We start from the raw sequence: 24,438 nt of genomic DNA on the forward strand, positions 1-24,438 counted from the left end.
AGATTTTTGTTTAAGCGTTTTAAATGTGGATCTACTTGATGTGGAGTTACTTAACTAATTAACAAGTTGCTGTTGGAAAAAATGACCCAGCAAATAAAGCGAGCCACATAATACTAATAAGTTGGAAGTAGTGATTGCTTTTTCTAAACCTGTAGTTAGATCGGAAAATGTTTGACAATCAGCTAAATTAGGGCAAATACTATTAGCAAGGATGGCTAATTGTTGAGGATCAGCAGAACTATGATCTGATACGGGTACTAAGTATAAGCGATCGCCTTCCCTCAATAACGCCTGAAATATCTCAGCATGATCTTTGGTAGAAAGCATTCCCATTACCCAAGTTACGGAAACACCCAACGTATCTACATATTGACGCAATGCTTTAGCTGCTGCGGGGTTATGTGCGCCGTCAATAAGTAATTTATGGTTTTTCCAAGTTGTCCATTGTAAACGTCCTAACCATTTAGTTTTTGCCATACCGGATGCGATCGCACTTTCTGTGATATTCCACCCGTTTTGTCGGAGAATTTGTAAGGATGCGATCGCAATAGCTGAATTACTTAACTGAATATCCCCGTGTAAAGCTAAGGGATACTTAATTCCCTGATATTCCGCCCATGATTCACACCCCTCGTTTAATTCGGGGGTAAGGGGGGGTAATTTCCGCGCAGGTTCCACCCAAACAACCGGACAACTTAATTCTGCAACTCGTTGTGCTACTACTGCTTGTGCTTCTGGTGGTAATTGTCCCACTACTGCTGGACATCCAGGTTTTAAAATACCAGCTTTCTCGGTGGCAATTTTATCTAAAGTTGAGCCTAATTGCTGCCAATGTTCTCGACTGATAGAAGTAATGATACTAACTAAAGGGCGATCGCACACATTTGTTGCATCTAAACGCCCGCCTAACCCCACTTCCACCACAGCAATATCTACCTGCTGTTGAGCAAAATACAACCACGCGGCGGCGGTAATAACTTCAAACTGGGTAGGAGTTTCTGTATCTGGGTTGATTGCGGCTGTTACTTGCAGCAATAATTCTTGTAACGCATCTTCGGATATTGGCTGTTCATTTAAACAGATGCGTTCATTCCAAGAAACCAAATGGGGGGAAGTATAACGCCCTACGCGATAACCAGCTTCAGTGAGTACAGCAGAAAGATAAGCGCACACTGAACCTTTACCATTAGTACCAGCTACATGAATAACAGGTACAGAGTGATGCGGGTTGCCTAAATCTGATAATAAACGTTGAATTCGCTCTAGCCCTAGATGGACACCAAAATGCTGAAAAGGTATAAGAATAGAATCAATGTCCATTAAATACGTTTAAATAATTAGATCGGATACCTAGATCAGCTTAACGGGATACAACGTCGATCTGTTGGGTAAATTTAATCAATTTTTAGGTAGATGAGCGATCGCATCACCTACTCGTACAGTAATAAGTAGATACTGGAAATGCAGGCTGACATCTTCCCTAATTTGACGGCGTAGCATACAGCGTGGGGAACCCTACGCTCACCACAGCCATATAGAGCCGAAACCTCATGCCGCTCTTAAGGTAAAAGTTATCCTGTTGTAGTTCTTTACTTAATTAAACTTACTATGATTAGCTCTTCTGCATCTACAATCGAAGAAATTAACGCAGCTATTGAAAGTCACAACCCCTTTGTTGAGCGAGGTGCTGCTGCCAGAGGGCAAGATGTTTGGAGTAAAGGCTTACCCGATGTTCCCAGTTTAAATGCTCACGCTTCCGATGCGGTTTTTCAAGCGATTCAACAGGTTAACACTGGTGAAAGCAAAGTTACGTCTATTGCTATTATCGGTCAGCAAGGCACTGGCAAAACTCACATCATTAGTCGCATTCGTCAACGTCTGCTAGAAGAAGGTGATAATTTATTTATCTATGCTAGTGCTAGTCATTTTACTGACTTAAAGCTAATTAATTATCACTTTCTACAAACTTTATCCCAGAGCCTTAATCAAACTGGTAAGCAAAATTTAAAGCAGTGGCAAGAATTAGCGATCGCTATCTTAATTGAAGCATACAATCATGTCGGCAAACACGACCAAGCAGAAAAAATTAGTCAATATCCGCAAGATTTAATTCACACAAACTTTCCTGCTGCTATTGAAAGAAATAATAAATTTATTGATAGTTTAGTAGCTGTTTCCCTTCTAATTAAACCTAACGTCGATCCCGATATAATTAGAGCGATTCTTTGGACACTTTCAGAAATTCATGCACCCTACGCGATTAAATGGTTATCTGGAGATAGTTTATCTGAAGATAAAGCTACTGAATTAACTTTACCAAATAATCTTCAAGAATATCAAGAAGCTAAAGCTTTTGAATTCGCCTTGCAAATATTAGGTTTGATTAGTGATTATCAACCCTTGATAATTTGTTTTGATGAACTAGAGGGAGTTAGCACAGATGATTCTAGTTCTGATAAATCACAGGTAATTGCTGAATTAGTTAAAAACTTATTTGATAGTCTGATATCTAGTAGCAGTCACGGTATTGTAATTTTGACAGCGATGCTACCAGATACATGGAAAGTAAAAATAAAATCTCTCCCTGGTGGAATACCTCATCGAGTTTCAGCAGCAACCTCAGAACCAATTGAATTAAAATATTTGAATGCTGACTCAATTGTTGAGCTTGTAAGTTTATGGTTGCAAGACTTTTACAACCATCAAGATTTAGTTCCTGAAACTCCTGTTTATCCATTTACAGAAAATCAACTTAGAGATTTAGGTAATTATAAACCTACTATTAGGGAAGTTATAACCTGGTGCGCTAACAATTTTGTTGTACCTAAAGTAGAAACACCAATACCAGAAGTAAATCCTGTCCAAGTTGCTTTTGAAAAAGAACTTGCAACAGTAGAAGCATCTATTGAAACCTTAATAGAAGATAAGCCAAAACTAGCTGCCGCCCTTTTGCTAAGTTTTTCTAATCTAGTTGGAAAAACTATAAATGATGTAACTATTGAGCGTATTGAGAAAGTTGAACCAGTAAACTTAAATAAAGGTTTCATTGACTTCAAAGTTATTGCTAATCAAAATGAAGAAACGTTAAAAATTGGAGTTGCTGTTCTCCAGCAAGATAACAGCAATCAGGTGTTAGCTGGTTTAAAACGGCTAATTGAGTACAAAACGTTTGATTTAAATCGTGGTTGTCTACTTCGTTCTAAAGACATTAGTGAGAATTCCACACAGTTACAAGAAGGTTTAAAGAAACTGCTGTCACCCAAGTTAGCTGGAAAATGGGTAATATTAGAAGCTGAGGCAATTAAACCACTATTAGCTATTCTGTTTGTTTCTAAAGCTCGTGAAAATTATGATTTAAGTAAAGAGCAAGTTAATGAATTTATTGAGCAGACTAATTTAGTAGTTGATAATTCTTTAATTCATCAGATTATTAGTGAATCTTGATGTATTTTCAGTAAGTAAGCTGTTCTACTTTTAATTTACATATTGGTGAAGGTAAGGCATAAGGCAGAAACCATTGAAGTTAATTTTGCAATCACTAAATATGCAATTTTTATGTGGAACAGCTTATAAGACGTTGAGTTTTTACTAGACTCTTTGATTCTTCAGCGTCTGGAACGTCTGCGGAGCCGATCAATCATTACCGCCACAATTATTACCAAACCCTTAACGACTAATTGCCAGAAGTAAGACATATTCAGCAGGGTCAAACCATTGTTGAGAACAGCAATGATCAACGCCCCTAGCAGAGTTCCAGAAACTGTGCCGATACCACCTGTGAAGCTAGTACCACCGAGAATAACAGCAGCGATCGCATCTAACTCGTAGCCCTGACCTAACATACCAGTGGCACTATAAAGACGGCTGGCGCTCATAATTCCTGCCAAACCTGCTAATAATCCACTGACACCATAGACAAATAACAACACACGATTGACTTTGATACCAGTTAAGCGTGCTGCTCGATCATTACCGCCAACAGCGTAAATTTGTACCCCCAAAACCGTCTGCCGGAGGATAAACCAACTGGCTAATACACTCAGCAAGGCAATTACCACTAGCCAAGGAAACGGACCTAAATAGCTGTTGCCGATCCAAGAAAAACCCAAGTTAGGATTAATCACCGTTGTACCATTGGCAACGAGATAGGCAGCACCCCTTAAGGCAGTCAGTGAACCTAGCGTGACAATAAAAGGTGGCACATCTAAAAAGGTGATGAGAGCGCCGTTGAGTAAGCCCAAAAGTAATCCTGTCAATAAACCAGCAGGTACTGCCGCCCAACCCAAAGCAGGAATTAGCGATACCATCACTGCAACTACGGCAGAAACAGCCAATATTGACCCCACTGAAAGGTCAATACCTCCGGTCAGAATGACAAATGTCATCCCAGTTGCCAGCACAATATTGATCGATGACTGTCGCAATATATTAACGAAGTTACCGACTGTTGGGAAGTTGGGGCTAAGAAAGGAAAATAAGAGGCAGATGAGTACCAGAATCGGTAGAATACCTGCAACCTGAAGAAAATTGTTAATTGATTTACGCTTGCTTGAGGTGCGCTGCTCACCAGGTCTATTTTTAATAGGTTTTAAAGTTTGGCTCATGATTCTAGTACCTCCCCTGCTCCAGTGCCATAGTGCATAATGTTTTCTTGGGTAATTTCTTTGCCGGGACTGCCGTCAAGTTCGCCTACTAGCTCCCCTTCTCGCATCACGATGACGCGATCGCTCATGCCGACAATCTCCGGTAGTTCGCTGGAAACCATCAGAATAGCCATGCCTTGTGCTGCCAACTCGCTGATAATTCGGTAAATTTCGCTTTTGGCACCGATATCTACACCGCGTGTCGGTTCATCCAACATCAATACTCTCGGCTGAATGGCTAGCCAGCGCGCTAGCAGTAGCTTCTGCTGATTGCCGCCGGAAAGATCCACCGCTCTGATTTCCAAATTGGCAAGTCGGATATTGAAGTTTTCTACTGCTTTCTTCGCCAACTGATTGACTGAACCCCAGTTAACGATGCCAGCTTTTGCTTCCTGCTTTAGCCTGTTGAGGGCAATATTCTTGCGAGAACTCATCTCTAGAAATAAACCCTGGTCTTTGCGGTCTTCTGGGACATAGCCAATTCCGGCTGCAATGGCATCACCGGGCGAATTAATATTTAGTTTTTTGCCATCCAGAAATACTTCACCGCTTGCCTTGGGGTCAGCACCAAAAATTAGCCGAGATAGTTCGGTGCGTCCTGCACCAACTAACCCGGCTAGACCGAGAATTTCTCCGGCATGAAGTTCAAAACTAGCTGGTTGAACTTTGCGTCCGTCGCTGATATTTTTAACTTCTAACACGACTGCGCCAAGATTCGTTTGTCGCTGATGTTCGTAAAAATCCTGCATCGAGCGACCGACCATCATCTGCACTAATCGCTGTGGAGAAATTTCATCCCGCGTGAGACTGCCAATATATTGACCGTCCCGGATTACGCTAATCCGGTCAGCCAGAGCATATATTTCTTCCATGCGGTGGCTGATGTAGATAATGGCAATGCCGTCAGAGCGTAGTTTGCGAACCACCTCAAACAAATGCTGAGTCTCGCGATCAGACAGCGCAGCCGTTGGTTCATCCATAACTAAAACGCGGCTTTTGTCCTTCAATGCTCGCGCAATTTCCACCTGTTGCTGTTCTGCGATCGACAAACTGCCAACGACATCATTTGGTGCAAAACTAGCGCCCAAATTTTGGATCACTTGCCGTGCTTCACGCTCCATGCCTTGACGGTCTAATAACTGACCCCGCCGCAACTCGCTACCCATAAAAATATTTTCGGTAACGGTTAAATTTGGTGCGACATTTAGTTCTTGATAAATGAGATTAATACCCGCCTGTCGCGCCGTACCCGGATTGGTAATTTTCACGGGGCTACCATTAATGCGAATCTCGCCTTCATCGGCAATGTATGCCCCGGCAAGAATTTTCATCAAAGTACTTTTTCCTGCCCCATTCTCACCCATGAGGGCATGAACCTCTCCTGGATAAATCGTAAGATTGACATTTTGCAGAGCAGGTACACCATTAAATCGTTTCGTAATCCCTTGCATTTCCAATACAGGGGTGGTGGTTGATGCTTCAGGAAATGAGGTTTCAATATTGGTTGTCATAAGCAATTTCTGCGAAAACTTAGACTTGCTCTGGCGTTAAAACTATTGCCAAATTTTGTTTTAAAATCTGATCGCAAATCTTTTCTGGTTACATCGTAGGTATATGCAAAGATGATGCGAATGTACCAAAAGATTCACATTAGAAAGACTTTGCAATTCTTAACTAACAGGCTTGATTAATTACCAACCTTTAGCAGTGCTAACGTTTTCTCGCGTAATCAAATTAACTGGAATTAGAATATTAGGTGACTTAGGTTTTTTGCCATGCAAGATGTCGTTGCCAACCTGAACCGCTTTTTGAGTCATCTCTCTAGGATTTTGAGTCGCTGTCGCTGCATATAGACTGTCATTAGATGCGATCGCTTTTACGGCTTCTGGCGCACCATCGACCCCAACAATGAAAAATTCCTTGCGTCTTACTTGCCTAGCTGCTAAGTCGGCTCCAACACCACTCGGATCGTTGATCGCAAAGACAGCATCAATTTTGGGATAAGTTGTCAGCAGATCGCTCATTACCCTCAATCCTCCATCCCTACTCCCTTCTGCGTTCTGGTTTTTCGAGAGTATTTTTAGATCGGGATATTTTGATAAGGCTTTTTCGCATCCATTAACTCGCTGAATTACCGAGGTCACTGGAGGGCCGTTAACGATGACCACATTGCCTTTACCCTTGAGGCGATCGGCAATATATTGGCAAGCAACCTCTCCAGCTTGCAGGTTATTAGTGGTAACTGTGGCATCCACTTCTGCCTCTACTGCCGTATCTACGGCAATCACAATCGCACCAGCTTTTCTTGCTTGATCAACTGCTGGTCTAATTCCTTTGCTGTCACCCGCATTGAGGATGATTAGGTCAGTATTTGCGGCAATAAAATTTTCCATTTGGTTGAATTGCTGGTTCAGGTCATAGCCACTGGAAACCACAGTAACTCTGACATCATCACCCCCAATTTTCTTAGCTTCTTCCTCGGCTCCCTTTGCCATTACAACGAAGAAAGGATTACTTAGATCGCCAAGGGTGACAGCAACTGAGCGTAAATCGCGATTAACATTCTTGCTTTGTGTACCTGTGTTGGTAGCAGTGTTGCCATTTGTGCAACCTGTAAGAGAACCACTGACGATACCTAATAAGCTAAGTACAATTGCAATCTTTTTCACATTCTTCTATCTCCAATAAATTACAGCATCAATTTTGGAAAAGTTTTCATATAGATCGCCTATTACCCTGAAAACTGTACTAACTGCGACCTCATCACCTCCACTTTTATTCACTTTTGTTTTATTGCCTTTCGACATGGCAACAAATAACGAAATTTCTAGCTCGGCAAGGCTGATGCCGAGCTAGAAATTTTTCATTTTGTTCGCCACATTTAGCCTCTATCGCATCACTCAACCCTGTCAAATCCATTAATAGCGAGGAATTTCTAACAGAATAATGTAAAAAAGATGGGATCGCTATCGTGAACGATTCTTAGTTGTAGAAATTTTATTTGTGAAGCTATTAAGGCTTTTAAATAAAAATATTAGCTTTCAAGTTGGTTGCGCCACAACTTTCTTAAGATATAAACAATTTTGTTAAATCCGATACCTTTTGGTTGATGACTCTCTAAAGAGAAAAATAATATACTCAGTAAGGCAATACACCTGAATTTCAGTTTGACAGACAAATAGGCGCTAAAACCGCTAATGCTTTGCTCAGGTGGATACGCGAGATGGGAACATTAAGCGACGGGGTAACTAATTAACTTGTTAGAACTAAGGGAATGTTGGCAAAAAGAGCCGTTTGGTATAGTAGACGATAAAGTTAACGCTTATATTAATAGAGTTCAAGAAAAGATAAAACTGCGATCGCAAATTGTTCAAACAGTGAAAGAACTTGGAGAACCCGGAAGCGAACATTTAACACTGGAAATTCGAGTTCATTATAATGCTGTGTTTGCATCTGAGCCAAGTTATAAACTAGATGATCAATCCGTCAATGACTTACTGGTAGAGCTTTCCTCGCCGTTAACTGGTTACTTGGGGCGAATTAAAGGAAATGATGCAAAGAGCGATCGCTTTTACTTCTTCCGCGACTTGCCAATCACTCATTCTTAATTGCAATTTGCCTAATTTAAGATAAGCTGCTATAATAAAAAACCCAAGAAAAAGCCAAATTACTTTTAACCTCAAAGCTGTTGTTCCCTTGCAGCAAGAGCGCGATTGTAGCATCGTTTAGATCTGACCCAGAAAAAGCAGTTTTTCTTTCTTCTGATGGATAGATTGGGGACTCAGATTAATGTCAAATTTTGTTAACATTAATCTTTTACCCCTGATCTACCAATACAGATCACAACAACAGTGTTAGCTAAATCACGGTTGAGTTTAATCTTGTTGTTAAAATGAGATCAATGATTAACTAGCTGCAATTCAGCCAAAAGCAATTAATTACAGCATAAACACCGTTAGTACAACTTTTTAAATAAAGATTAGTTTAACGCTTGTTTAAGCGAGGCTATCTTGACACTTACCGTTAAAATTGTAAAAATAGATACAGAAGTGCTGGCATTTTATTGATAGTTGGACAACTACCTCTAACGTCCAAGTTTTTCAAAACCAAACGCCAACCACGATTACAAGCGATCGCAGTTTAATTCTTAATAAAACTTAAAAAATTGGGTTACAGGCAAAACTTATGAATTTATCTAATCGCGTCATCAGGAGCAAATACCAATACAACTCACCTAGTCTGGAAGTGAAAGAAGCCGAAATCTACGGCAGAAACCAGGAACAAGATTCTAGCTTCCGCTATGTTAGACATATGCCTGTACATTCACCAGTAACTAGCTTGCTCAAATGTGAGGTTGCTAATCGTGCTAGGTCTGCCAACTCAGATTTATGGCTCAGAAAAAATTCTGCTTTTACAGCGTCTCGAAGCAGTGAAAAATCATTAGATCAAACAACGCAAATTCATATAGAAAATATGCGTCGTAATTTGGAATACCGACTACAAGCAGCAAAAGCTAGAGGCGATCAAAACTTACTCCACCAGCTAGAAATGGAGTCAAAGCAATTAGCTTTTCAGAGATAGTTGTTTATCTTAATTAACAACAGAGTCATAATTGCTGATTTGAGTAATTAAGTTATTTTACTCATATCTTATGATTAATCAAAACTACCCGCTCCATTTATACTGGTATCGGGTAGAATTTTTTTTTGATAGTTTTTAAAGTTTAGTTAGATATAATTAGAACAATTCCACTTTAATACCTAAAAGTTTTAAACATGAAAATAAAAGTAATTGTTTGGCAAGAAGAAGATGTTTGGTGTGCAACTGTTCCTGCTTTACCTGGTTGTCATACCTGGGGAAAAAGCTATGAACATCTAATAGAAATGGTTAAAGAAGCAATTGAAGGATGGCTAGAGGTAGCTAATGAAAAACAATTACCCACTATATATGAAGTAACTGTGTAAGTTCGGGTTTAACTATTTTGAAAACTGATTTCTTGATAAGCTGCTACGCAGCTTGATTGTATAATAGAGAATTAAATAAGTACGAGATTGCCAGCCAGGTATGCCAGCGAAAAACCATCTGACTCAAGAACAGAGAGAACGGCTACTAAAAACTCTAAAAGAAGATGAAAATCCCTATGTAAGAGAGAAAGTTCTCATTTTACTATTAATGAATGAGGGGAAAACTTACCAAGAAATAAGTAATTTTTTACAGATAGCATATCCAACAGTAGCATATTGGGCGGTGCATGGCGACCCAGATAAACTAGAAAGCTTTCTAGATGGAAGAAGAGAAGGTAACTTCCGTAAAGTTACAAAAAAATATGAGGAGGTTTTATTAGAAATCATTGAAAAAGAGCCATCCGAGTATGGATATGAGTTTGGTCGATGGACAGCAGCGAGGCTAGCAACTTATTTGGAAAAAGCGACAGGAATTAAGTTAAGCGGCTCTCAAGTTAGGAGAATTTTAGAGCGAAAAAAGTACGTTTACCTTTGGGCAAAGTATAGCCTAGAAGACAAACAAAATCCTGAAAAGCGTAAAATATTTAAAGAAAAATTAGCGGAATATTTAAAAATCACGCTCGCCACCCCAGAACGTCTACAGGTATGGTTTTGGGATGAGAGTGGGTTTAGTTTAAGAGTAATAAGAAGAAAAACATGGGGAAGAAAAGGCTATAGAAAGAAGGTGGCGGGACAAAGAAGAAGAGGAAGAGTAAATATCATGGGAGGATTACGTTATCACGATAAAAAAAGAATGAATTTTGTCATCAAAAAAGGAAATGCAGATGTTTTTTATGAACAGATAAAACTCTTAAATACTTTTTTACTAGAAGAATGGATTGAGCAAGGTAAACAAAGTGAAGATTTTACCAAATGTTCAGCCAAAATAGTTATTATTTTAGATAACGCCAGCTTCCACAAAAGAAAAGATATTTTAGAAAAAATTGCCTCAGAAATGCCCAATATTATTTTAGAGTTCTTACCGCCATATAGTCCAGATTATAATTTAATCGAATTAGTTTGGCATTCAGCGAAAGAATATATAGCTCATCGACTATTTGAATCAGTAGAACAGTTAGAAGAGTTATTGAATAAGTTGTTAAATGAAGGAGGTCTTGTTATTAAATGGGAACGTAAGATTAAAAATAAAGGTAATGCTGTTTATTAAATTTAGCTGCGTAGCCGCTTACTAGGAATTCATTCATTATTCATACGTTGGTTAGCAGCAGTTGCAGGATATCTATTAACTTCAATTAAAACTTGTCTTTCGATTAAGCGATCGCTACTATTAAACTGAAAAATCCTTGCTGTTACTTCCCCAATATCAGTTAAAGGTTGAATCATTGCCCCCTCCAGGCGAAAATGTTCGCCCCAACGATCTCTTCTGGGGTTAAAAAATCTTACCAGTTCGCCTGTCCGCCAAATAATTGAGCCTAAATCACTACCTTTATTCAAATTACAAAACAAACAGGCATAAGCTAAATTTTCGGCTGTAGTGTCTCCACCATGTTTTAAACTGATAATATGGTCAAATTGACACCCACCGCTATCTTCTTCAGAAATTAGACAATATTCACACAGATAATCAGCACGTTTACTTACTAATTCTTTTAGTTCTTTGCTAATGTAAGAACGAGACATAATTAATCCCATCCTATTTTGAGACAGATTGAAGATATTTATGAGCTTTAGCTTTAGCTAATCGAATAATATGTTCAATCACAAGCAACTGCTCTAGTTCACTTTTGTCATCAGTGGATAATTCACCTGTCTTAGCCCGTTCAACTAAATCTTCTATCTGTTCTTTAGTTGCTTCCGAGAACTGAAATTTAGTCACATCTTCTGGTGTTGTTCCTTGAGCGATAAAATCAATAAATTCATCATAAATTTTCTGCTGTTTTACTAATGTAGTCATAGTTACCTCATAAATTAATGATGATGCTTCGTTACTCTATTATAGATAACTAACCTGGTTGCTCTTATTATACGGAGATTGAAAGCACACATTGCTTACCAGTAACTCTATGAAGCTTTACGTTAAGATAATTTGACTATTAGAACGAAAAGAAGTTGCAGGAGAACATGATGTTAGAAGCATACCGCCAGCACGTTGCAGAACGGGCAAAGCTAGGTATTCCTCCCTTACCTTTGGATGCACAGCAAACTTCAGAATTATGTGAATTGCTGAAAAATCCGCCTGCGGGGGAAGAAGAAACGCTATTAGAGTTATTGCGCGATCGCATTCCTCCTGGTGTCGATTCCGCAGCTTATGTCAAAGCTGGTTTTCTCACTGCTATAGCTAAAGGTGAAATTACGAGTTCCCTAGTTTCACCTATCTATGCAGTAGAGTTACTGGGAACAATGATTGGCGGTTATAATGTGCAATCGTTGATCGACCTTTTGCAATTTAATCAAAATGCGTCTCTACAAGAAGCCGCAGCAAAAGCTTTAAGCAAAATGGTATTGGTTTACGATGCCTTTCACGACGTTGAGGAATTAGCTAAAACTAATTCTTACGCCCAACAAGTAATCGAAGCTTGGGAAACTGCGGAGTGGTTTACCTCTCGTCCTCCAGTACCAGAAGCTATCACCGTTACCGTTTTTAAAGTACCAGGAGAAACAAACACCGACGACTTATCACCCGCAACCCACGCTACCACCCGCCCCGATATTCCTCTACACGCCTTAGCGATGCTGGAATCTCGGCAACCTGGAAGCTTAGAAACGATTGTCGAGTTAAAGAAAAAAGGGCATCCCGTCGCTTATGTTGGGGATGTAGTTGGTACAGGTTCCTCGCGCAAATCTGCGATTAACTCAGTGTTGTGGCATATCGGCAATGATATTCCCTTTGTACCAAATAAACGGGCTGGGGGGTATGTATTGGGTAGTGCGATCGCGCCTATCTTCTTCAACACTGCTGAAGACTCCGGTGCATTACCCATTGAGTGTGATGTCAGCAGCATGGAAACCGGAATGGTGATTACCATCCATCCCTATAAAGGAGAAATCACCAACGAAGCAGGGGAAGTCATTTCCACCTTCACATTAAAACCCGATACCATTCTCGACGAAGTACGCGCAGGCGGACGCATCCCCTTATTAATCGGGCGCACCTTAACCGATAAAATCCGTGCTGCACAAGGATTAGAACCTAGCCCCATCTTTACCCGTCCGCGTCCCCCAATAGACACAGGCAAAGGCTACACCTTAGCTCAAAAAATGGTCGGCAAAGCTTGCGGACTCCAAGGTGTACGTCCTGGTACATCCTGCGATCCAATTATGACTACCGTTGGTTCCCAGGATACCACAGGACCCATGACACGCGACGAACTCAAAGAACTCGCTTGTCTCGGTTTTAGCGCCGACTTAGTAATGCAAAGCTTCTGTCACACCGCAGCATATCCCAAACCAGTAGACATCAAAACCCATCACGAACTACCAGATTTTATCTCACAGCGTGGTGGTGTCGCCTTACGTCCTGGTGATGGCATTATCCACTCCTGGTTAAATAGGATGCTATTACCCGATACCGTCGGCACAGGTGGCGACTCCCACACCCGTTTCCCCTTGGGTATATCCTTCCCGGCAGGTTCAGGGTTAGTCGCCTTCGCCGCCGCATTAGGTGTCATGCCTTTAGATATGCCAGAATCAGTATTAGTCAGATTCAAAGGTGAATTGCAACCAGGAATCACCCTACGGGATATAGTCAACGCCATCCCTTATGTAGCAATGCAAAAAGGATTGCTAACAGTCGAGAAGAAGAATAAGAAAAACATCTTCTCCGGGCGGATTATGGAAATAGAAGGATTGCCCGATTTAAAAGTTGAGCAAGCATTTGAACTCACCGACGCAACCGCAGAACGTTCTTGTGCAGGATGCACAATTAAACTGAGTGTCGAAACAATTTCTGAATATATCCGTTCCAACATTGCGCTGTTAAAAAACATGGTAGCGCGTGGTTATGCAGATGCCCGTACTATCATGCGTCGGGTAGCCAAAATGGAAGAATGGTTAGCCAACCCCGTATTAATGGAAGCTGATGCAGATGCGGAGTATGCAGAAATAATTGAAATTGATTTAAACGAAATCAAAGAACCAATTGTAGCTGCTCCCAATGACCCAGATAATGTTAAATTACTTTCTGAAGTAGCTAACGATTTAGTGCAAGAAGTATTTGTCGGTTCTTGTATGACGAATATCGGACATTACCGCGCCACTGCGAAAGTATTAGAAGGGGAAGGCGCAGTTAAAACCCGCTTGTGGATTTGTCCCCCTACCCGCATGGATGAAACCCAGTTAAAAGAAGAAGGATATTACGGCATTTTTGATGCAGCAGGTGCGAGGACAGAAATGCCTGGTTGCAGTCTATGTATGGGTAATCAGGCGCGAGTTGCTGATGGCGCAACTGTGTTTTCAACTTCTACGAGAAACTTCAATAACCGCTTGGGTAAAGATGCCAAAGTGTATCTAGGTTCTGCGGAATTAGCAGCAGTTTGTGCGCTATTAGGAAGGCTGCCAAATGTGCAGGAATATCTGGATATTGTCGGTAAGAAGATTAATCCTTTTGCGGGTGATTTGTATCGCTATTTGAATTTCGATCAAATTACTGGTTTTGAGGATGAAGGGCGCGTTGTTTCTAAAGAAGAGGAAGCCATGTTAGCTGGAGTGAAGTAGTATGATTTGAGGGTGAGTCTTGATGGCTCACCTGAATATTGTTTGTAAAATGAGGTATGAGTATAACGCCAGCAATTAGAGAACTAAGTAACCGACTAAACCAAGAACTTGAGCAATTAGAACAAATTCTCACAGAAGGTCTTGATTTAGTCAGAGTTCCTCTCTCTCGATTTCCAGAAAATAGTATTTTAGTGCAATTTTTTGCTTATCTGAGTAACGTGCTATTTTTATAAGCAATTACCGACAAGAAATTAGCAGAATTTTAGAATTGCTATCTGTTACTGAAGTAACTATGGACGAAATCGAGGAAGCTGGACAGAGGTTGTCCACTATGCTAGGGGTTGTCCTAGAGACTAAAATGAGAGTTGAAAGTATTGTTAACCGCTTAAGGGAGTAATGATGAAAGAGCTACCTGATACCAAAACTTTGCTAGAGTTGCTCCAATCAGCTAAAGAAGCTGAAGAAAAAGCAAGAACTCTTTATGAAATGGGGGTACAGTTTCGTCAAGAATTAGAAACTAAGTTAGAAGAAAGGCAAAAGCTTGTGGAAACGCCACAAAAATAAAATATTTTAAGGTGGGCTAATTTTTAGGATAAATATAATGAGATTAACAAATGATTGAACTACATCCTGAGTTCCTCACTAAAAATGGGCAAAAGGAATTTGCTGTTTTGCCTTATGATGAATTTTTACAGATTCAGGAATTGCTAGAATCTTTAGAAGATTTAAGAGATTTAAGAGCAGCTAAACAAGAAGAAGATAGCCCTTCAGTATCTTTAAGCGAGGTAAAAAATATGTTAATATCTAATTCAATTTTGTAAGTATAAAAAAAATCTATTTAATCCGATAATTCCAAGTTTGGATAGCCAAGTCAATGTACCAACCTAAATGCTCAGGAGTTTGTGTTTTATATGATTCCCACCATTGCATTGTATCCTGATCAATAGGTGGCTTAATACCTTTTAAAAAGTATATTAGTAAATAAAATGTATTTTGAGATCCTAATGTTGCTTGCCAAAGATATGCTTTTGGTCTGCACCATTTTATCATACCCTGCCTATTAAAAGAGCAAGATATCTCATCCGGCTTATCTTTAATATTAATAGTATCTTCAGTACAGACTATCCATTCAACAAGAGAAGCTTCAGCAAAGGGACTTTGGTTATTATATAAAACAAATCCAAATCTAGTAACAGGTATTTTAATATTAGTTTTTACGTGGGTGGGCAACCACAAATATAAGTATAAGCCTCTAGGAGTGTTAGTAATTTCTGCCAACTTTTTATGGCTTGCTCCTTCTCCTATTGCGTATAATATTGTTTTATAGTTGTGGCTCACAATTTCCTTAATTTTGGGTTGAGCCATCAAAAGAGAGCGCAATTTTCTAAAATCATCACGACCTTCTAAGGGCATTCCCCCTAAAAAGTTCATGGTAAAAGCAGGCAAAATAAGAGGTTGTAAACTTAAACTGGTAACTTGGTTTGGCAACCCAAAAATAGGGTAAGGAATATTATAACTATTATTCAATAGTTTAAATTTGCCACAATTGTTCTCTAATTCTAAAGTAAACTGCCAAAAGCAAAAATCCTCTTCAAATTTGGATGATTCTTTGTCGGTGTAGTTATCTTCATGGAACTTAGGTGCGATCGCTATTAGTTTAATTGGTAATGAGTAATTTATTTCATTAGCAACTGGTTGTGCTAACAAAATCGCTTTTCTATAACGAGTTAACTGAGGAACTATATATCTATCCTCTTCATTTTTTAACTCAATTATTACAGGTTGCTGAGTAAATTTATTACAACACAACAAATCACATCGCTGTAGCTGAATACTATGCTGACGCTTGAACAAAATTAAGTCAGGGAATATTTCGTGAAAATATTTTTCTATATAATCCTCTAAATCTCTTTCTGACTGAAAGCGTATCGAGCCACCAGCGTAGATTAGTTTACGATTTACTTGCTCGGATTCCTGATTTAGCCTTTTAAGTGAAGCTGTTAAATACTTTCTTTTTATAGACGACATGATCAAGTTATAGAATCTAGGTAAAAATAAATCAAGCCTTAGCACTTCATACCTTCCGCAACAAAAGGTAAGTGATAATTTAGGAGTGCGGATCATTTTTTAGGCATATTCCATATTCTATACAGGTCGTTAGCGTAGCTTCCCGAAGGTATCGCTCTCTTATAGAATATGCCTATATCTATGACCATGTGTTAATAATAACAGTAGGGTAGACCATGCCAACATTACAATCTGAAATACCAGATAAACAATAATGAATTTTTACACAGTAGTAATTAGACAAAGTGCAGGCTATTGGGTTGCTTTGTGCCTAGAAAATGGCATAGTGGGACAAGGCGAAACCCAAGAAGATGTAATTAACAAGCTAAAAGAAGGTATTGATTCATTCCAAGCAGTTTATGAAACTGAACCGGATATTTATAAGGCTCCTATTTCTATAGAAGAACTGCATGAATTTTTGATGATTGAGGAGCAAAAGAAATGTCACCTGCTTATGTATTGCGTATATTTAGGCAATTTGGCTTTAACGATGAGGAAATTGAAGGATTTTTACAGTAGATGTAATTTTGACAATATCTAAAGATTTAGAGTCTAAAAGTAGGGCAATACGTGCTAATTACAGACTACGCCAAGACATTTTATTGTGTAGGTTGTGGGTGCGATCGCACTCCTAATCCTCTTAACATTAAAGTTATATTATGAATACTAATCCCTAAACCAAAATGAAAGTCGATCAATACCCATTTGCTCAAGAACTTATTACTGATACTGAAGGCAATATCAAAAAAGTAATCATAGATTTTCCTGACTATCTACGCTTGCTAGAAGCCATAGAGGATGAAGGACTTATCTTGGCAATGCAGGAAGTACAACATGAAACACCACTCAATCTTAATGAAGTATTACTAGAACTAGAAAAACAGTGAATACCGAGTATTTACACAGTTTTATCAAATATTTAAAAACTCTTCGCTTACCCTATGTATCAATCCTACAGCCAAACTATTCTAAAAAGTCATAATATTTAATAGACTAATTTAATTAATCTCATCCTATGTTACTTAACATTATCAAAGAACACATTGAAATCACCCCTGGAGTCTGCGGAGGAAAACCCCGCATTACAGGACATCGGATCAGAGTTCAGGATATCGTGATTTGGCACGAACAAATGGGTTTGTCACCTGACGAAATTCTTTATCACCATCCCAGTATTAGCTTATCTGATGTCTATGCAGCCCTAGCCTATTATCACGATCATCGAGATGAAATTCGTCAACAAATTGACGCAGATGAAGAATTTGCCCGCAAACTGAAAGCCCAAACACCATCATTATTACAACAAAAATTAAAAAATCCTCAACATGGCTAAGATTAAATTTCACTTAGATGAAAATGTTAGCTTTGCCATAGCGAATGGATTGAGAAGACGAGGAATTGATGTTACCACTACCCCAGAACAAGGAATGATTGGGCAATCAGATGAACAGCAATTAGAATTTGCTTTATCTCAAAAGCGGGTTATTTTCACGCAAGATACTGACTTCTTGAGATTACATCATGCTGGTTTTTCTCATCGGGGTATTGCTTACTCTCTCCAAAAAAGTAAATCTATTGGAGAAATTTTGCAGGCGTTAATACTCATTTGGGAGGTACTTGATGCCGAAGAAATGACAAATTATCTAGAGTTTTTATAAAGTATATTTTTACATATACTGACAAAGGGATAAAAAGTAACGTGCAAAAACCTAACTCTCCTACCCCTTTCGCTACAAGGGAAGGGGTAGTAACATCTTATCCCCTCTGCTTGCAGGAGAGGGGCTAGGGGAGAGGTCTATCTTAAAACACTAAACCCAGTTAATAGTGCGTAGCCATTGCCAAACGCCTGTCTTCCTTCTAATCACAACTCCCTCACTATATTCTTTCACCACTTCCTTAAGTTCATCTGTGGTAAAGGTGTAACCCAACTCCTCAACAGTTTGAATAAATTCTTGAGGATTTGTCACCTGTGTAAACTTTTCGCGCAATACCATATTATGAGCAGCATCAGCGAGAAATTTCTTCGCACTTTCATTAGACATCTTCAAAATCCCTGGTTTGGCTTGTGCCTTACTGCAATCTTCGATTAGAACAGTATCAAAGTTAGAATACCCAAAAGTTACTATTAATCATATAAAAGCCATACCTTATAATTAACTATCAGCAAGCAAGCCATGACTGAAAACCAGAATCAGCAGCTAGTAAATCCAAGTGATGTGTCACCAACACATCCAACTACCACACAGGTACGACCTTGGGGTACAGTTACAGTCTTAGAAGACGGTAATCGTTACAGAATTAATCGCATTGAAGTTAAGCCAGGTCATCATATTAGTACCCAAATGCACTACCATCGTAGTGAACATTGGGTTGTTGTAGCTGGTACAGCGAAAGTAATTTGTAATGGTCAAGAAACGATCTTGATGCAAAAACAGTCAACTTATGTCCCTATGTCTACATCTCACCGCGTGGAAAATCCAGGGGTGATTCCACTGGTGATGATTGAAATCCAAAATGGAGAATACCTGGGAGACGACGACATCATCCGCTTCCCAGAAGACCCCGAAACATGAATAGAAGCAAAGCGTTTAACTAGATGGAAAACGGAGCGATCGCTACCAGCGATGTATGGTAAAGTACCAATTGTTGAATATGATTCGGTTGTAGGTTTTGTTTCTTTCTACAGAATTTCCAGAAAATGTCTCCCTATGTCTCGGCAGGCATATCTCTGAAACTGAATCTCCGCATTATTTAGCTTTGGAGGTATTCCATGTCGATTTATGTAGGTAATTTGTCTTACGAAGTTACAGAAGACGATCTTAACTCCGTGTTTGCAGAATACGGAACTGTTAAGCGCGTTAATTTACCCAATGACCGCGAAACGGGACGACCACGCGGGTTTGCTTTTGTAGAAATGCAAACAGAAGATCAAGAAAACGCAGCTATTGAAGCTTTGGATGGTGCAGAGTGGATGGGGCGTGATCTGAAAGTTAACAAAGCCAAACCTCGTGAAGATAACAGAGGCGGGGGCGGGGGTGGTCGTCCAGGCGGTAATCGCGGCGGTGGTTACGGAAATTCCTCTAGAGGAAACGACAGACGCGGCGACTATTAGCCTACCCAAATCAGTATCAATCTGACATTACGATCGCAGTAGCCTACTGGCACTACCTGATTGATACTGGTTATTGAATTCTTGCATAAAACTTTAGAAAATAAAGGTAACCTAACCACTGAATCGCATCTGGGAACAAAGGAGTAAGAATGACCCAAATAGTTTTAGGCGACAATGAAGGAATTGATTCTGCTTTACGTCGGTTCAAGCGCGAAGTGTCTAAAGCGGGAATTTTAGCAGACGTAAAGAAAAATCGGCACTTTGAAACTCCCATAGAGAAACGCAAACGCAAGGCGGTTGCAGCAAGACGCAAAAAACGTTTCCGTTAAAAGTATTTTTAAAAGAAGGCTTTGCGATCGCAGAGCCTTCTTTATCTTAAGCATTCAGCACTATTGTTAAATAAATCACAACTAAAAAGCACTTTCATAAAATTGCGGTTAGTATAAGCAACATCAAAGACATATTTCACCCTTAAGTCACCCTTGAGGAACTTATGCAAACAATCGTTCTTGTTTTATTTGAAGTGCTGATAGTTATCGGACTATCGCGGGTTGTAGGCTTAGGATTTCGCTGGATTAAACAGCCTTTGGTGATCGGTGAAATTGTAGCTGGAATTATGTTAGGACCATCTTTATTTGGTTTAGTAGCTCCAGATTTAGCCGCATCCTTATTTCCAGCAGAAGCAGTTCCCTTCTTGAATATACTATCTCAAGTAGGGTTAATATTTTTCATGTTTCTGATTGGTTTAGAGCTAGATCCAAAATATCTTAAGGGAAATTTGGATATCGCAATTTTAACTTCCCATGTCAGTATATTAGTGCCGTTTTCCTTGGGAAGTTTACTTGCTCTGCTGCTTTACCCGCTAGTTTCTAATAGTAGTGTAACATTTACCGCATTTGCCTTATTTTTAGGCGCGGCAATGTCTATTACTGCCTTTCCGGTACTTGCTAGAATTATTACTGAAAATAACTTGCAGGGTACGCGCTTAGGAACTTTAGCACTGACTTGTGCAGCAGTCGATGATGTGACAGCTTGGTGTTTGTTGGCATTAGCGATCGCAGTTACTCGCACTAACAGCATGGCTGGAGCTATACCAACTATTATTTATTCCCTGCTTTATATCGGCTTCATGCTCACCGCAGGACGTTGGTTTCTCCAAAAGCTTTCTGACCATTATAATCGCACAGCTAGACTTAGCCAATTCGTTTTAGCTGGCATCTATATGGGTGTAGTTGCTTCAGCATTAATTACAGAATTAATTGGTATCCATTTAATTTTTGGGGCATTCTTGCTAGGCGCAGCAATGCCAAAAAACCCTCGCTTAGTGAGGGAGTTAGCAGAAAAAACTGAAGACTTTGTACTAACATTTTTACTACCAATTTTCTTTGCTTATAGCGGTTTGCGTACAGAAATTGGCTTACTTAATAAACCTGAATTATGGCTGCTGTGTCTATTAGTACTAACAGTTGCAATTATTGGTAAATACGTTGGTACTTATGTAGCAGCCCGTGTTTGTGGAATTGAAAAGCGGGAAGCCTCAGCACTCGGTTGGTTAATGAATACTCGCGGTTTAACTGAGTTAATTGTACTCAATATAGGTTTAAGCTTAGGGGTAATTTCGCCGTTGTTGTTCACTATGTTAGTAATCATGGCGCTAGTGACAACATTTATGACTTCCCCACTATTAGAATGGACTTACCCTAAACATTTAATTCAACAAGATGTTTTAGAGGAAGTAGGACAAACACCAGAGGATTTAGAAAAGCTTACACCTGAAACTGCTACCTATCAAATTTTAGTACCTGTAGCTAATCCGAATACACAGAAGATTTTGCTAGAACTAGCATTGGCGATCGCGGGGACAAAATTACAACCATCAGTTGTGCATCCGCTACAGTTAATTGAACTCAATGATGACTACTTATTTAGTAGCACACCACTTGAAGCAGACCGCTTAATTCAACAACGCCGTACTCAATTAGAAGAATTAATTCAAACATTAGAACCACCAGATGTACGCGCAATGGTGCATCCAATTGTGCGGATGGCGAATGATGTAGCTAGAGAAACAGCAAAGATTGCTAAACTTGACCGTGCGGATCTAATTTTATTAGGATGGCATCGTTCAGGTTTTAGTACTAATCGTTTAGGCGGTAGAGTAGGTCAAATTCTCAGCACCGCGCCAGTAGATGTAGCAGTATTTGTAGATTTAGCTGATAGCAGCAATTTAGCACGCCCTTATGAAAACTTGTTAGTACCTTATTCTGCTAATATCCATGATGAATTAGGGCTGGAATTAGCAATAAGATTGCTGATTAATAGTGATACTCGTCGCCTCAGTATTTTACGAGTTACGCAAGCAAATCAACCTGTTAGGGAGTTAAGCTACGAATCCAGCACTTTGATCGAGCAATTACCTGAGCGTGTGCGATCGCGCATTGAAATGCCAATTATAGAGTCATCAGACCCTATTGCAGCAGTTGTAGAAGCTTCCGCAACCGTTGACCTTACCATTGCGGGTACGAGTCGTGCTTGGGGTATTGAGCGTCAAACCCTGGGACGATATACAGATCAACTGGCTATTCAATGTCGCTCCACACTTTTGATTACTCGCCGCTATAGTAAAGTTACTTCTCATCTGGCATCAATGCTTTCAGATAAAAATCCTTCTGGAGTTAAAGTATGAGTAGCCATTTTAATCTTAAAACTCTCAGTTTTTATGGTATAGCAATTGGCTCAGTTGTGATTTTATTTAATGTAGTCAGCGCCTACGGCGAAGCTAATATTAAAGCTCCTCCAGCAATTAATGGCAACTATCGGTTAAAAGCTAAAAATTTACCAGAATGCGTTAACTCCAAGGATTTAATCTTACATATTCAGCAATCTGGGATTTACTTAAATGGCTCATTATTACCTGTTGATAACAATAGTCATGCACAAGCAATTGCAGAGGAAAAACCGTCTCTTAATGGTCAGTTGCAAAACAAAAAAGTGGAATTAGTAGGTTCAGCACCTTTTTTAAACAACTGTAATAATCCACCTGTACAGATGCAAGGAACAGTTGAGGGGCAAAAAATGCAAGGTAATTTTACTTTAAGTCCTAACTCCGAAAAAATTGAATTTATCGCTGAAAAAGCACAGGAAACTAAACAGACAGAAGCGCAACAAAAGCATTAGACATTTTGTATAAGCAGATGAAATCTTCTGTTTCATTTGCTTGTATCTGTGTATATCTGCGGTTAATCTAAATCGTCAAAAAAAAATAATTACCGCAAAAATTCTCATATAAAAATCTCAGCAATAAAGAGTATTTCGGATTAAATTCCCTCATATCCCCCTACATCCCTCAAGAAAAGCGCCAAGAGATAGATCAATCAAATACCTAAGCCTAGTATGATTAACTCAAGGGAACATTGACAATACTGTTTTAGCAACAGCACTCTCAACTACCCCGACAACACTCAACTTATTCTGCAAAATTTCCTATGTCCTCTAAAGCTAGTTCAATTAAATCTGTTACCCTACTCACCATTATTGCTGAAACAGTACTAAAAGACCCGATTGTGAAGTTATTAAAAAACCATGAGGTAAGCGGTTATACCATTAATCAAGTCCAAGGTGAAGGTAGTCACGGCAGACGATTAGGAGACATAGCAGGTTACAACACCAATATTGAAATCAAAACCCTTGTGTCACTAGAAATATCTGATGCTATCCTTGAGTCTATAAAAGATTATCAAGGCAATCACGCCATACTCGCCTTCCGCCAGAATGTAGAAACTTTAGCTTAATTAATCTAGTTTTTAACGCTTTTAGAGGATGTCTGGCACTCCCGACACCGCGCACAATAAGTGCAATGGAGTGTCTAACCTCTTAATCTCATTTTTCTTTTAGATAAAAGTGGACAAATCCCAGTCCTAATTAAAAATAACGCTTAAAAGTTAAACGTTTTATATTTAATTTAATTAGGTTGACCTACTTAAAAAAGCAAACAATTATTAATGCCAGCAATCAAAGGAACCACTAAACTGCTTGGGGTAATTGGTAGCCCTATAGAACATTCTCTCTCACCAGTAATGCACAATGCTGCAATTACTCATTTAGGGCTAGATTATGTCTATTTACCTTTTCCGATTAAACCAGAAGATTTAGAAATAGCGATCGCAGGTTTTGCTGCTATAGATTTAGTAGGCTTTAGCGTCACCATCCCCCACAAACAGGCAATTATGCCTCTACTATCAGAAATTTCTCCCGTCGCGCAAGCAGTAGGGGCAGTTAATACTGTTTGGCGTAATCATAACGGTTGGAGTGGCACTAATACTGATGTTGAAGGTTTTATCGCACCTTTACGAGATCATAATCGTAATTGGCAAGAATCTGTAGCAGTAATCTTAGGTAACGGTGGCGCATCACGGGCAGTTGTTGCAGGTTGCGCCCAATTGGGATTTAGTAAGGTTCAAGTTGTTGGCAGAAATCAGGATAAATTAAACCAATTTTTAGACAGTTTTACCAATTCACCCTTAGATGTAAATCTTAGTGTTCATCAGTGGGAAGAATTACCCAATTTAATATCGCAAGCAAATTTGTTAGTAAATACAACGCCTATAGGAATGCACCCTCATGTTAATGACTCACCAGTAGATGCAGAGTTGATGGCAAAATTACCAACAGATGCGATCGCATACGATATAATTTACACCCCCAAACCAACTCAGTTTTTAAAAGCGGCTCAAAATTTTGGTGCTATAACTATTGATGGCTTAGAAATGCTGATCTACCAAGGCGCAGCCGCATTAAAAATCTGGTTAAATCAACCAATTCCGGTAGACATTATGCGCCAATCCCTCAATCAGCATTTAGATCAGCACATAATGTAAAGACGTTAATGCAACGTCTTTACAAAGTTTTAAGTTAAAGATAATTTAATTGATTAACCGCA

The 24,438-nt window shown here is 39.4% G+C and carries 27 protein-coding genes and 1 pseudogene; 20 read left to right on the forward strand and 8 right to left on the reverse strand.

The features are described 5' to 3' along the window. Positions 1–54: 54 nt before the first annotated feature. Positions 55–1,320 (reverse strand): bifunctional folylpolyglutamate synthase/dihydrofolate synthase, encoded by a 1,266-nt coding sequence (locus CRI9333_RS22790; RefSeq protein ID WP_015205518.1) that lies wholly within the window; start codon positions 1,318–1,320, stop codon positions 55–57. A gap of 288 nt (positions 1,321–1,608) precedes the next feature. On the opposite strand from CRI9333_RS22790, the gene CRI9333_RS22795 reads away from it, so the two are divergent. Continuing rightward, positions 1,609–3,444: an AAA family ATPase gene (locus tag CRI9333_RS22795; protein ID WP_015205519.1), complete on the forward strand. Its 1,836-nt coding sequence runs from the start codon at positions 1,609–1,611 to the stop codon at positions 3,442–3,444. 161 nt (positions 3,445–3,605) lie between these two features. Here the strand turns inward: CRI9333_RS22795 and CRI9333_RS22800 are convergent, their stop codons facing one another. The 3 genes from CRI9333_RS22800 to CRI9333_RS22810 all read right to left on the reverse strand — a co-directional run bounded on the left by CRI9333_RS22800 (position 3,606) and on the right by CRI9333_RS22810 (position 7,312). Continuing rightward, positions 3,606–4,604, reverse strand: coding sequence for an ABC transporter permease subunit (locus CRI9333_RS22800; protein ID WP_015205520.1), 999 nt, complete (start codon positions 4,602–4,604; stop codon positions 3,606–3,608). Next, positions 4,601–6,154 carry a sugar ABC transporter ATP-binding protein gene (locus tag CRI9333_RS22805; protein ID WP_015205521.1) on the reverse strand — a complete coding sequence of 518 codons (1,554 nt, stop codon included), beginning with the start codon at positions 6,152–6,154 and terminating at the stop codon, positions 4,601–4,603. The genes CRI9333_RS22800 and CRI9333_RS22805 overlap by 4 nt, the downstream gene beginning before the upstream one ends. A gap of 180 nt (positions 6,155–6,334) precedes the next feature. After that, the gene (locus CRI9333_RS22810; RefSeq protein ID WP_015205522.1) at positions 6,335–7,312 is read right to left on the reverse strand and encodes an ABC transporter substrate-binding protein; all 978 of its coding nucleotides are present in this window, start codon (positions 7,310–7,312) and stop codon (positions 6,335–6,337) included. A gap of 588 nt (positions 7,313–7,900) precedes the next feature. On the opposite strand from CRI9333_RS22810, the gene CRI9333_RS22815 reads away from it, so the two are divergent. From CRI9333_RS22815 to CRI9333_RS22830, 4 genes are all read left to right on the forward strand, one after another. Then, positions 7,901–8,251, forward strand: a complete 351-nt coding sequence (locus tag CRI9333_RS22815) for a hypothetical protein (protein WP_041226166.1) — start codon at positions 7,901–7,903, stop codon at positions 8,249–8,251. A gap of 577 nt (positions 8,252–8,828) precedes the next feature. Continuing rightward, positions 8,829–9,224, forward strand: a complete 396-nt coding sequence (gene pirA, locus CRI9333_RS22820; RefSeq protein ID WP_015205523.1) for an arginine synthesis PII-interacting regulator PirA — start codon at positions 8,829–8,831, stop codon at positions 9,222–9,224. Positions 9,225–9,418: 194 nt separating this feature from the next. Then, positions 9,419–9,607 carry a type II toxin-antitoxin system HicB family antitoxin gene (locus CRI9333_RS22825; RefSeq protein WP_015205524.1) on the forward strand — a complete coding sequence of 63 codons (189 nt, stop codon included), beginning with the start codon at positions 9,419–9,421 and terminating at the stop codon, positions 9,605–9,607. Between the two features lie 100 nt (positions 9,608–9,707). Continuing rightward, entirely contained in the window at positions 9,708–10,814 is a 1,107-nt protein-coding gene (locus tag CRI9333_RS22830) for an IS630 family transposase (protein ID WP_015205525.1), read from the forward strand. A gap of 29 nt (positions 10,815–10,843) precedes the next feature. Here CRI9333_RS22830 and CRI9333_RS22835 read toward each other — a convergent pair whose 3' ends face one another. After that, positions 10,844–11,287, reverse strand: a complete 444-nt coding sequence (locus CRI9333_RS22835) for an HNH endonuclease (protein ID WP_015205526.1) — start codon at positions 11,285–11,287, stop codon at positions 10,844–10,846. 13 nt (positions 11,288–11,300) lie between these two features. Then, on the reverse strand, positions 11,301–11,561 hold the full coding sequence (locus CRI9333_RS22840; RefSeq protein WP_015205527.1) for a hypothetical protein: 261 nt from the start codon (positions 11,559–11,561) through the stop codon (positions 11,301–11,303). A gap of 170 nt (positions 11,562–11,731) precedes the next feature. On the opposite strand from CRI9333_RS22840, the gene acnB reads away from it, so the two are divergent. The 4 genes from acnB to CRI9333_RS22855 all read left to right on the forward strand — a co-directional run bounded on the left by acnB (position 11,732) and on the right by CRI9333_RS22855 (position 15,141). Next, the gene (gene acnB / locus CRI9333_RS22845; RefSeq protein ID WP_015205528.1) at positions 11,732–14,320 is read left to right on the forward strand and encodes a bifunctional aconitate hydratase 2/2-methylisocitrate dehydratase; all 2,589 of its coding nucleotides are present in this window, start codon (positions 11,732–11,734) and stop codon (positions 14,318–14,320) included. Positions 14,321–14,376: 56 nt separating this feature from the next. Further along, entirely contained in the window at positions 14,377–14,553 is a 177-nt protein-coding gene (locus tag CRI9333_RS27045) for a hypothetical protein (protein ID WP_015205529.1), read from the forward strand. A gap of 163 nt (positions 14,554–14,716) precedes the next feature. Then, the gene (locus tag CRI9333_RS27050) at positions 14,717–14,884 is read left to right on the forward strand and encodes a hypothetical protein (protein WP_157462379.1); all 168 of its coding nucleotides are present in this window, start codon (positions 14,717–14,719) and stop codon (positions 14,882–14,884) included. 50 nt (positions 14,885–14,934) lie between these two features. Continuing rightward, on the forward strand, positions 14,935–15,141 hold the full coding sequence (locus CRI9333_RS22855) for a hypothetical protein (RefSeq protein ID WP_015205531.1): 207 nt from the start codon (positions 14,935–14,937) through the stop codon (positions 15,139–15,141). Positions 15,142–15,154: 13 nt separating this feature from the next. Here the strand turns inward: CRI9333_RS22855 and CRI9333_RS22860 are convergent, their stop codons facing one another. After that, complete coding sequence (locus CRI9333_RS22860; RefSeq protein ID WP_015205532.1) at positions 15,155–16,348, reverse strand: hypothetical protein; 1,194 nt, start codon at positions 16,346–16,348, stop codon at positions 15,155–15,157. Between the two features lie 468 nt (positions 16,349–16,816). Between CRI9333_RS22860 and CRI9333_RS28445 the strand changes: the two are divergent. The 4 genes and pseudogenes from CRI9333_RS28445 to CRI9333_RS22880 all read left to right on the forward strand — a co-directional run. Further along, positions 16,817–16,906, forward strand: a pseudogene (locus tag CRI9333_RS28445) (type II toxin-antitoxin system HicA family toxin); the annotation flags it as partial. Between the two features lie 164 nt (positions 16,907–17,070). Continuing rightward, positions 17,071–17,274: a hypothetical protein gene (locus CRI9333_RS22870; protein ID WP_015205534.1), complete on the forward strand. Its 204-nt coding sequence runs from the start codon at positions 17,071–17,073 to the stop codon at positions 17,272–17,274. Positions 17,275–17,402: 128 nt separating this feature from the next. Continuing rightward, positions 17,403–17,720, forward strand: coding sequence for a DUF433 domain-containing protein (locus CRI9333_RS22875; RefSeq protein ID WP_015205535.1), 318 nt, complete (start codon positions 17,403–17,405; stop codon positions 17,718–17,720). After that, a complete protein-coding gene (locus CRI9333_RS22880; protein WP_015205536.1) occupies positions 17,713–18,045 on the forward strand; it encodes a DUF5615 family PIN-like protein in 333 nt (110 codons plus the stop codon). Before CRI9333_RS22875 ends, CRI9333_RS22880 begins: the two co-directional genes overlap by 8 nt. Before the next feature lie 150 nt (positions 18,046–18,195). Here the strand turns inward: CRI9333_RS22880 and CRI9333_RS22885 are convergent, their stop codons facing one another. Then, positions 18,196–18,429, reverse strand: coding sequence for a Nif11-like leader peptide family natural product precursor (locus CRI9333_RS22885; protein WP_015205537.1), 234 nt, complete (start codon positions 18,427–18,429; stop codon positions 18,196–18,198). 132 nt (positions 18,430–18,561) lie between these two features. On the opposite strand from CRI9333_RS22885, the gene CRI9333_RS22890 reads away from it, so the two are divergent. From CRI9333_RS22890 to CRI9333_RS22920, 7 genes are all read left to right on the forward strand, one after another. Further along, positions 18,562–18,960 (forward strand): phosphomannose isomerase type II C-terminal cupin domain, encoded by a 399-nt coding sequence (locus CRI9333_RS22890; protein WP_015205538.1) that lies wholly within the window; start codon positions 18,562–18,564, stop codon positions 18,958–18,960. A gap of 197 nt (positions 18,961–19,157) precedes the next feature. Further along, on the forward strand, positions 19,158–19,499 hold the full coding sequence (locus CRI9333_RS22895; protein WP_015205539.1) for an RNA recognition motif domain-containing protein: 342 nt from the start codon (positions 19,158–19,160) through the stop codon (positions 19,497–19,499). A gap of 149 nt (positions 19,500–19,648) precedes the next feature. Next, positions 19,649–19,828 carry a 30S ribosomal protein S21 gene (gene rpsU, locus CRI9333_RS22900; protein WP_015205540.1) on the forward strand — a complete coding sequence of 60 codons (180 nt, stop codon included), beginning with the start codon at positions 19,649–19,651 and terminating at the stop codon, positions 19,826–19,828. A 164-nt stretch (positions 19,829–19,992) separates the two neighbouring features. Beyond that, positions 19,993–22,185 (forward strand): cation:proton antiporter, encoded by a 2,193-nt coding sequence (locus tag CRI9333_RS22905; protein WP_015205541.1) that lies wholly within the window; start codon positions 19,993–19,995, stop codon positions 22,183–22,185. Next, the gene (locus CRI9333_RS22910) at positions 22,182–22,676 is read left to right on the forward strand and encodes a hypothetical protein (RefSeq protein WP_015205542.1); all 495 of its coding nucleotides are present in this window, start codon (positions 22,182–22,184) and stop codon (positions 22,674–22,676) included. The genes CRI9333_RS22905 and CRI9333_RS22910 overlap by 4 nt, the downstream gene beginning before the upstream one ends. Positions 22,677–22,984: 308 nt before the next feature. Beyond that, positions 22,985–23,290, forward strand: coding sequence for a P-II family nitrogen regulator (locus tag CRI9333_RS22915; RefSeq protein ID WP_015205543.1), 306 nt, complete (start codon positions 22,985–22,987; stop codon positions 23,288–23,290). Between the two features lie 210 nt (positions 23,291–23,500). Further along, positions 23,501–24,376 (forward strand): shikimate dehydrogenase, encoded by an 876-nt coding sequence (locus tag CRI9333_RS22920; protein WP_015205544.1) that lies wholly within the window; start codon positions 23,501–23,503, stop codon positions 24,374–24,376. Positions 24,377–24,438 lie beyond the last annotated feature (62 nt).

Source organism: Crinalium epipsammum PCC 9333, from assembly GCF_000317495.1.
Lineage (GTDB): Bacteria > Cyanobacteriota > Cyanobacteriia > Cyanobacteriales > PCC-9333 > Crinalium > Crinalium epipsammum.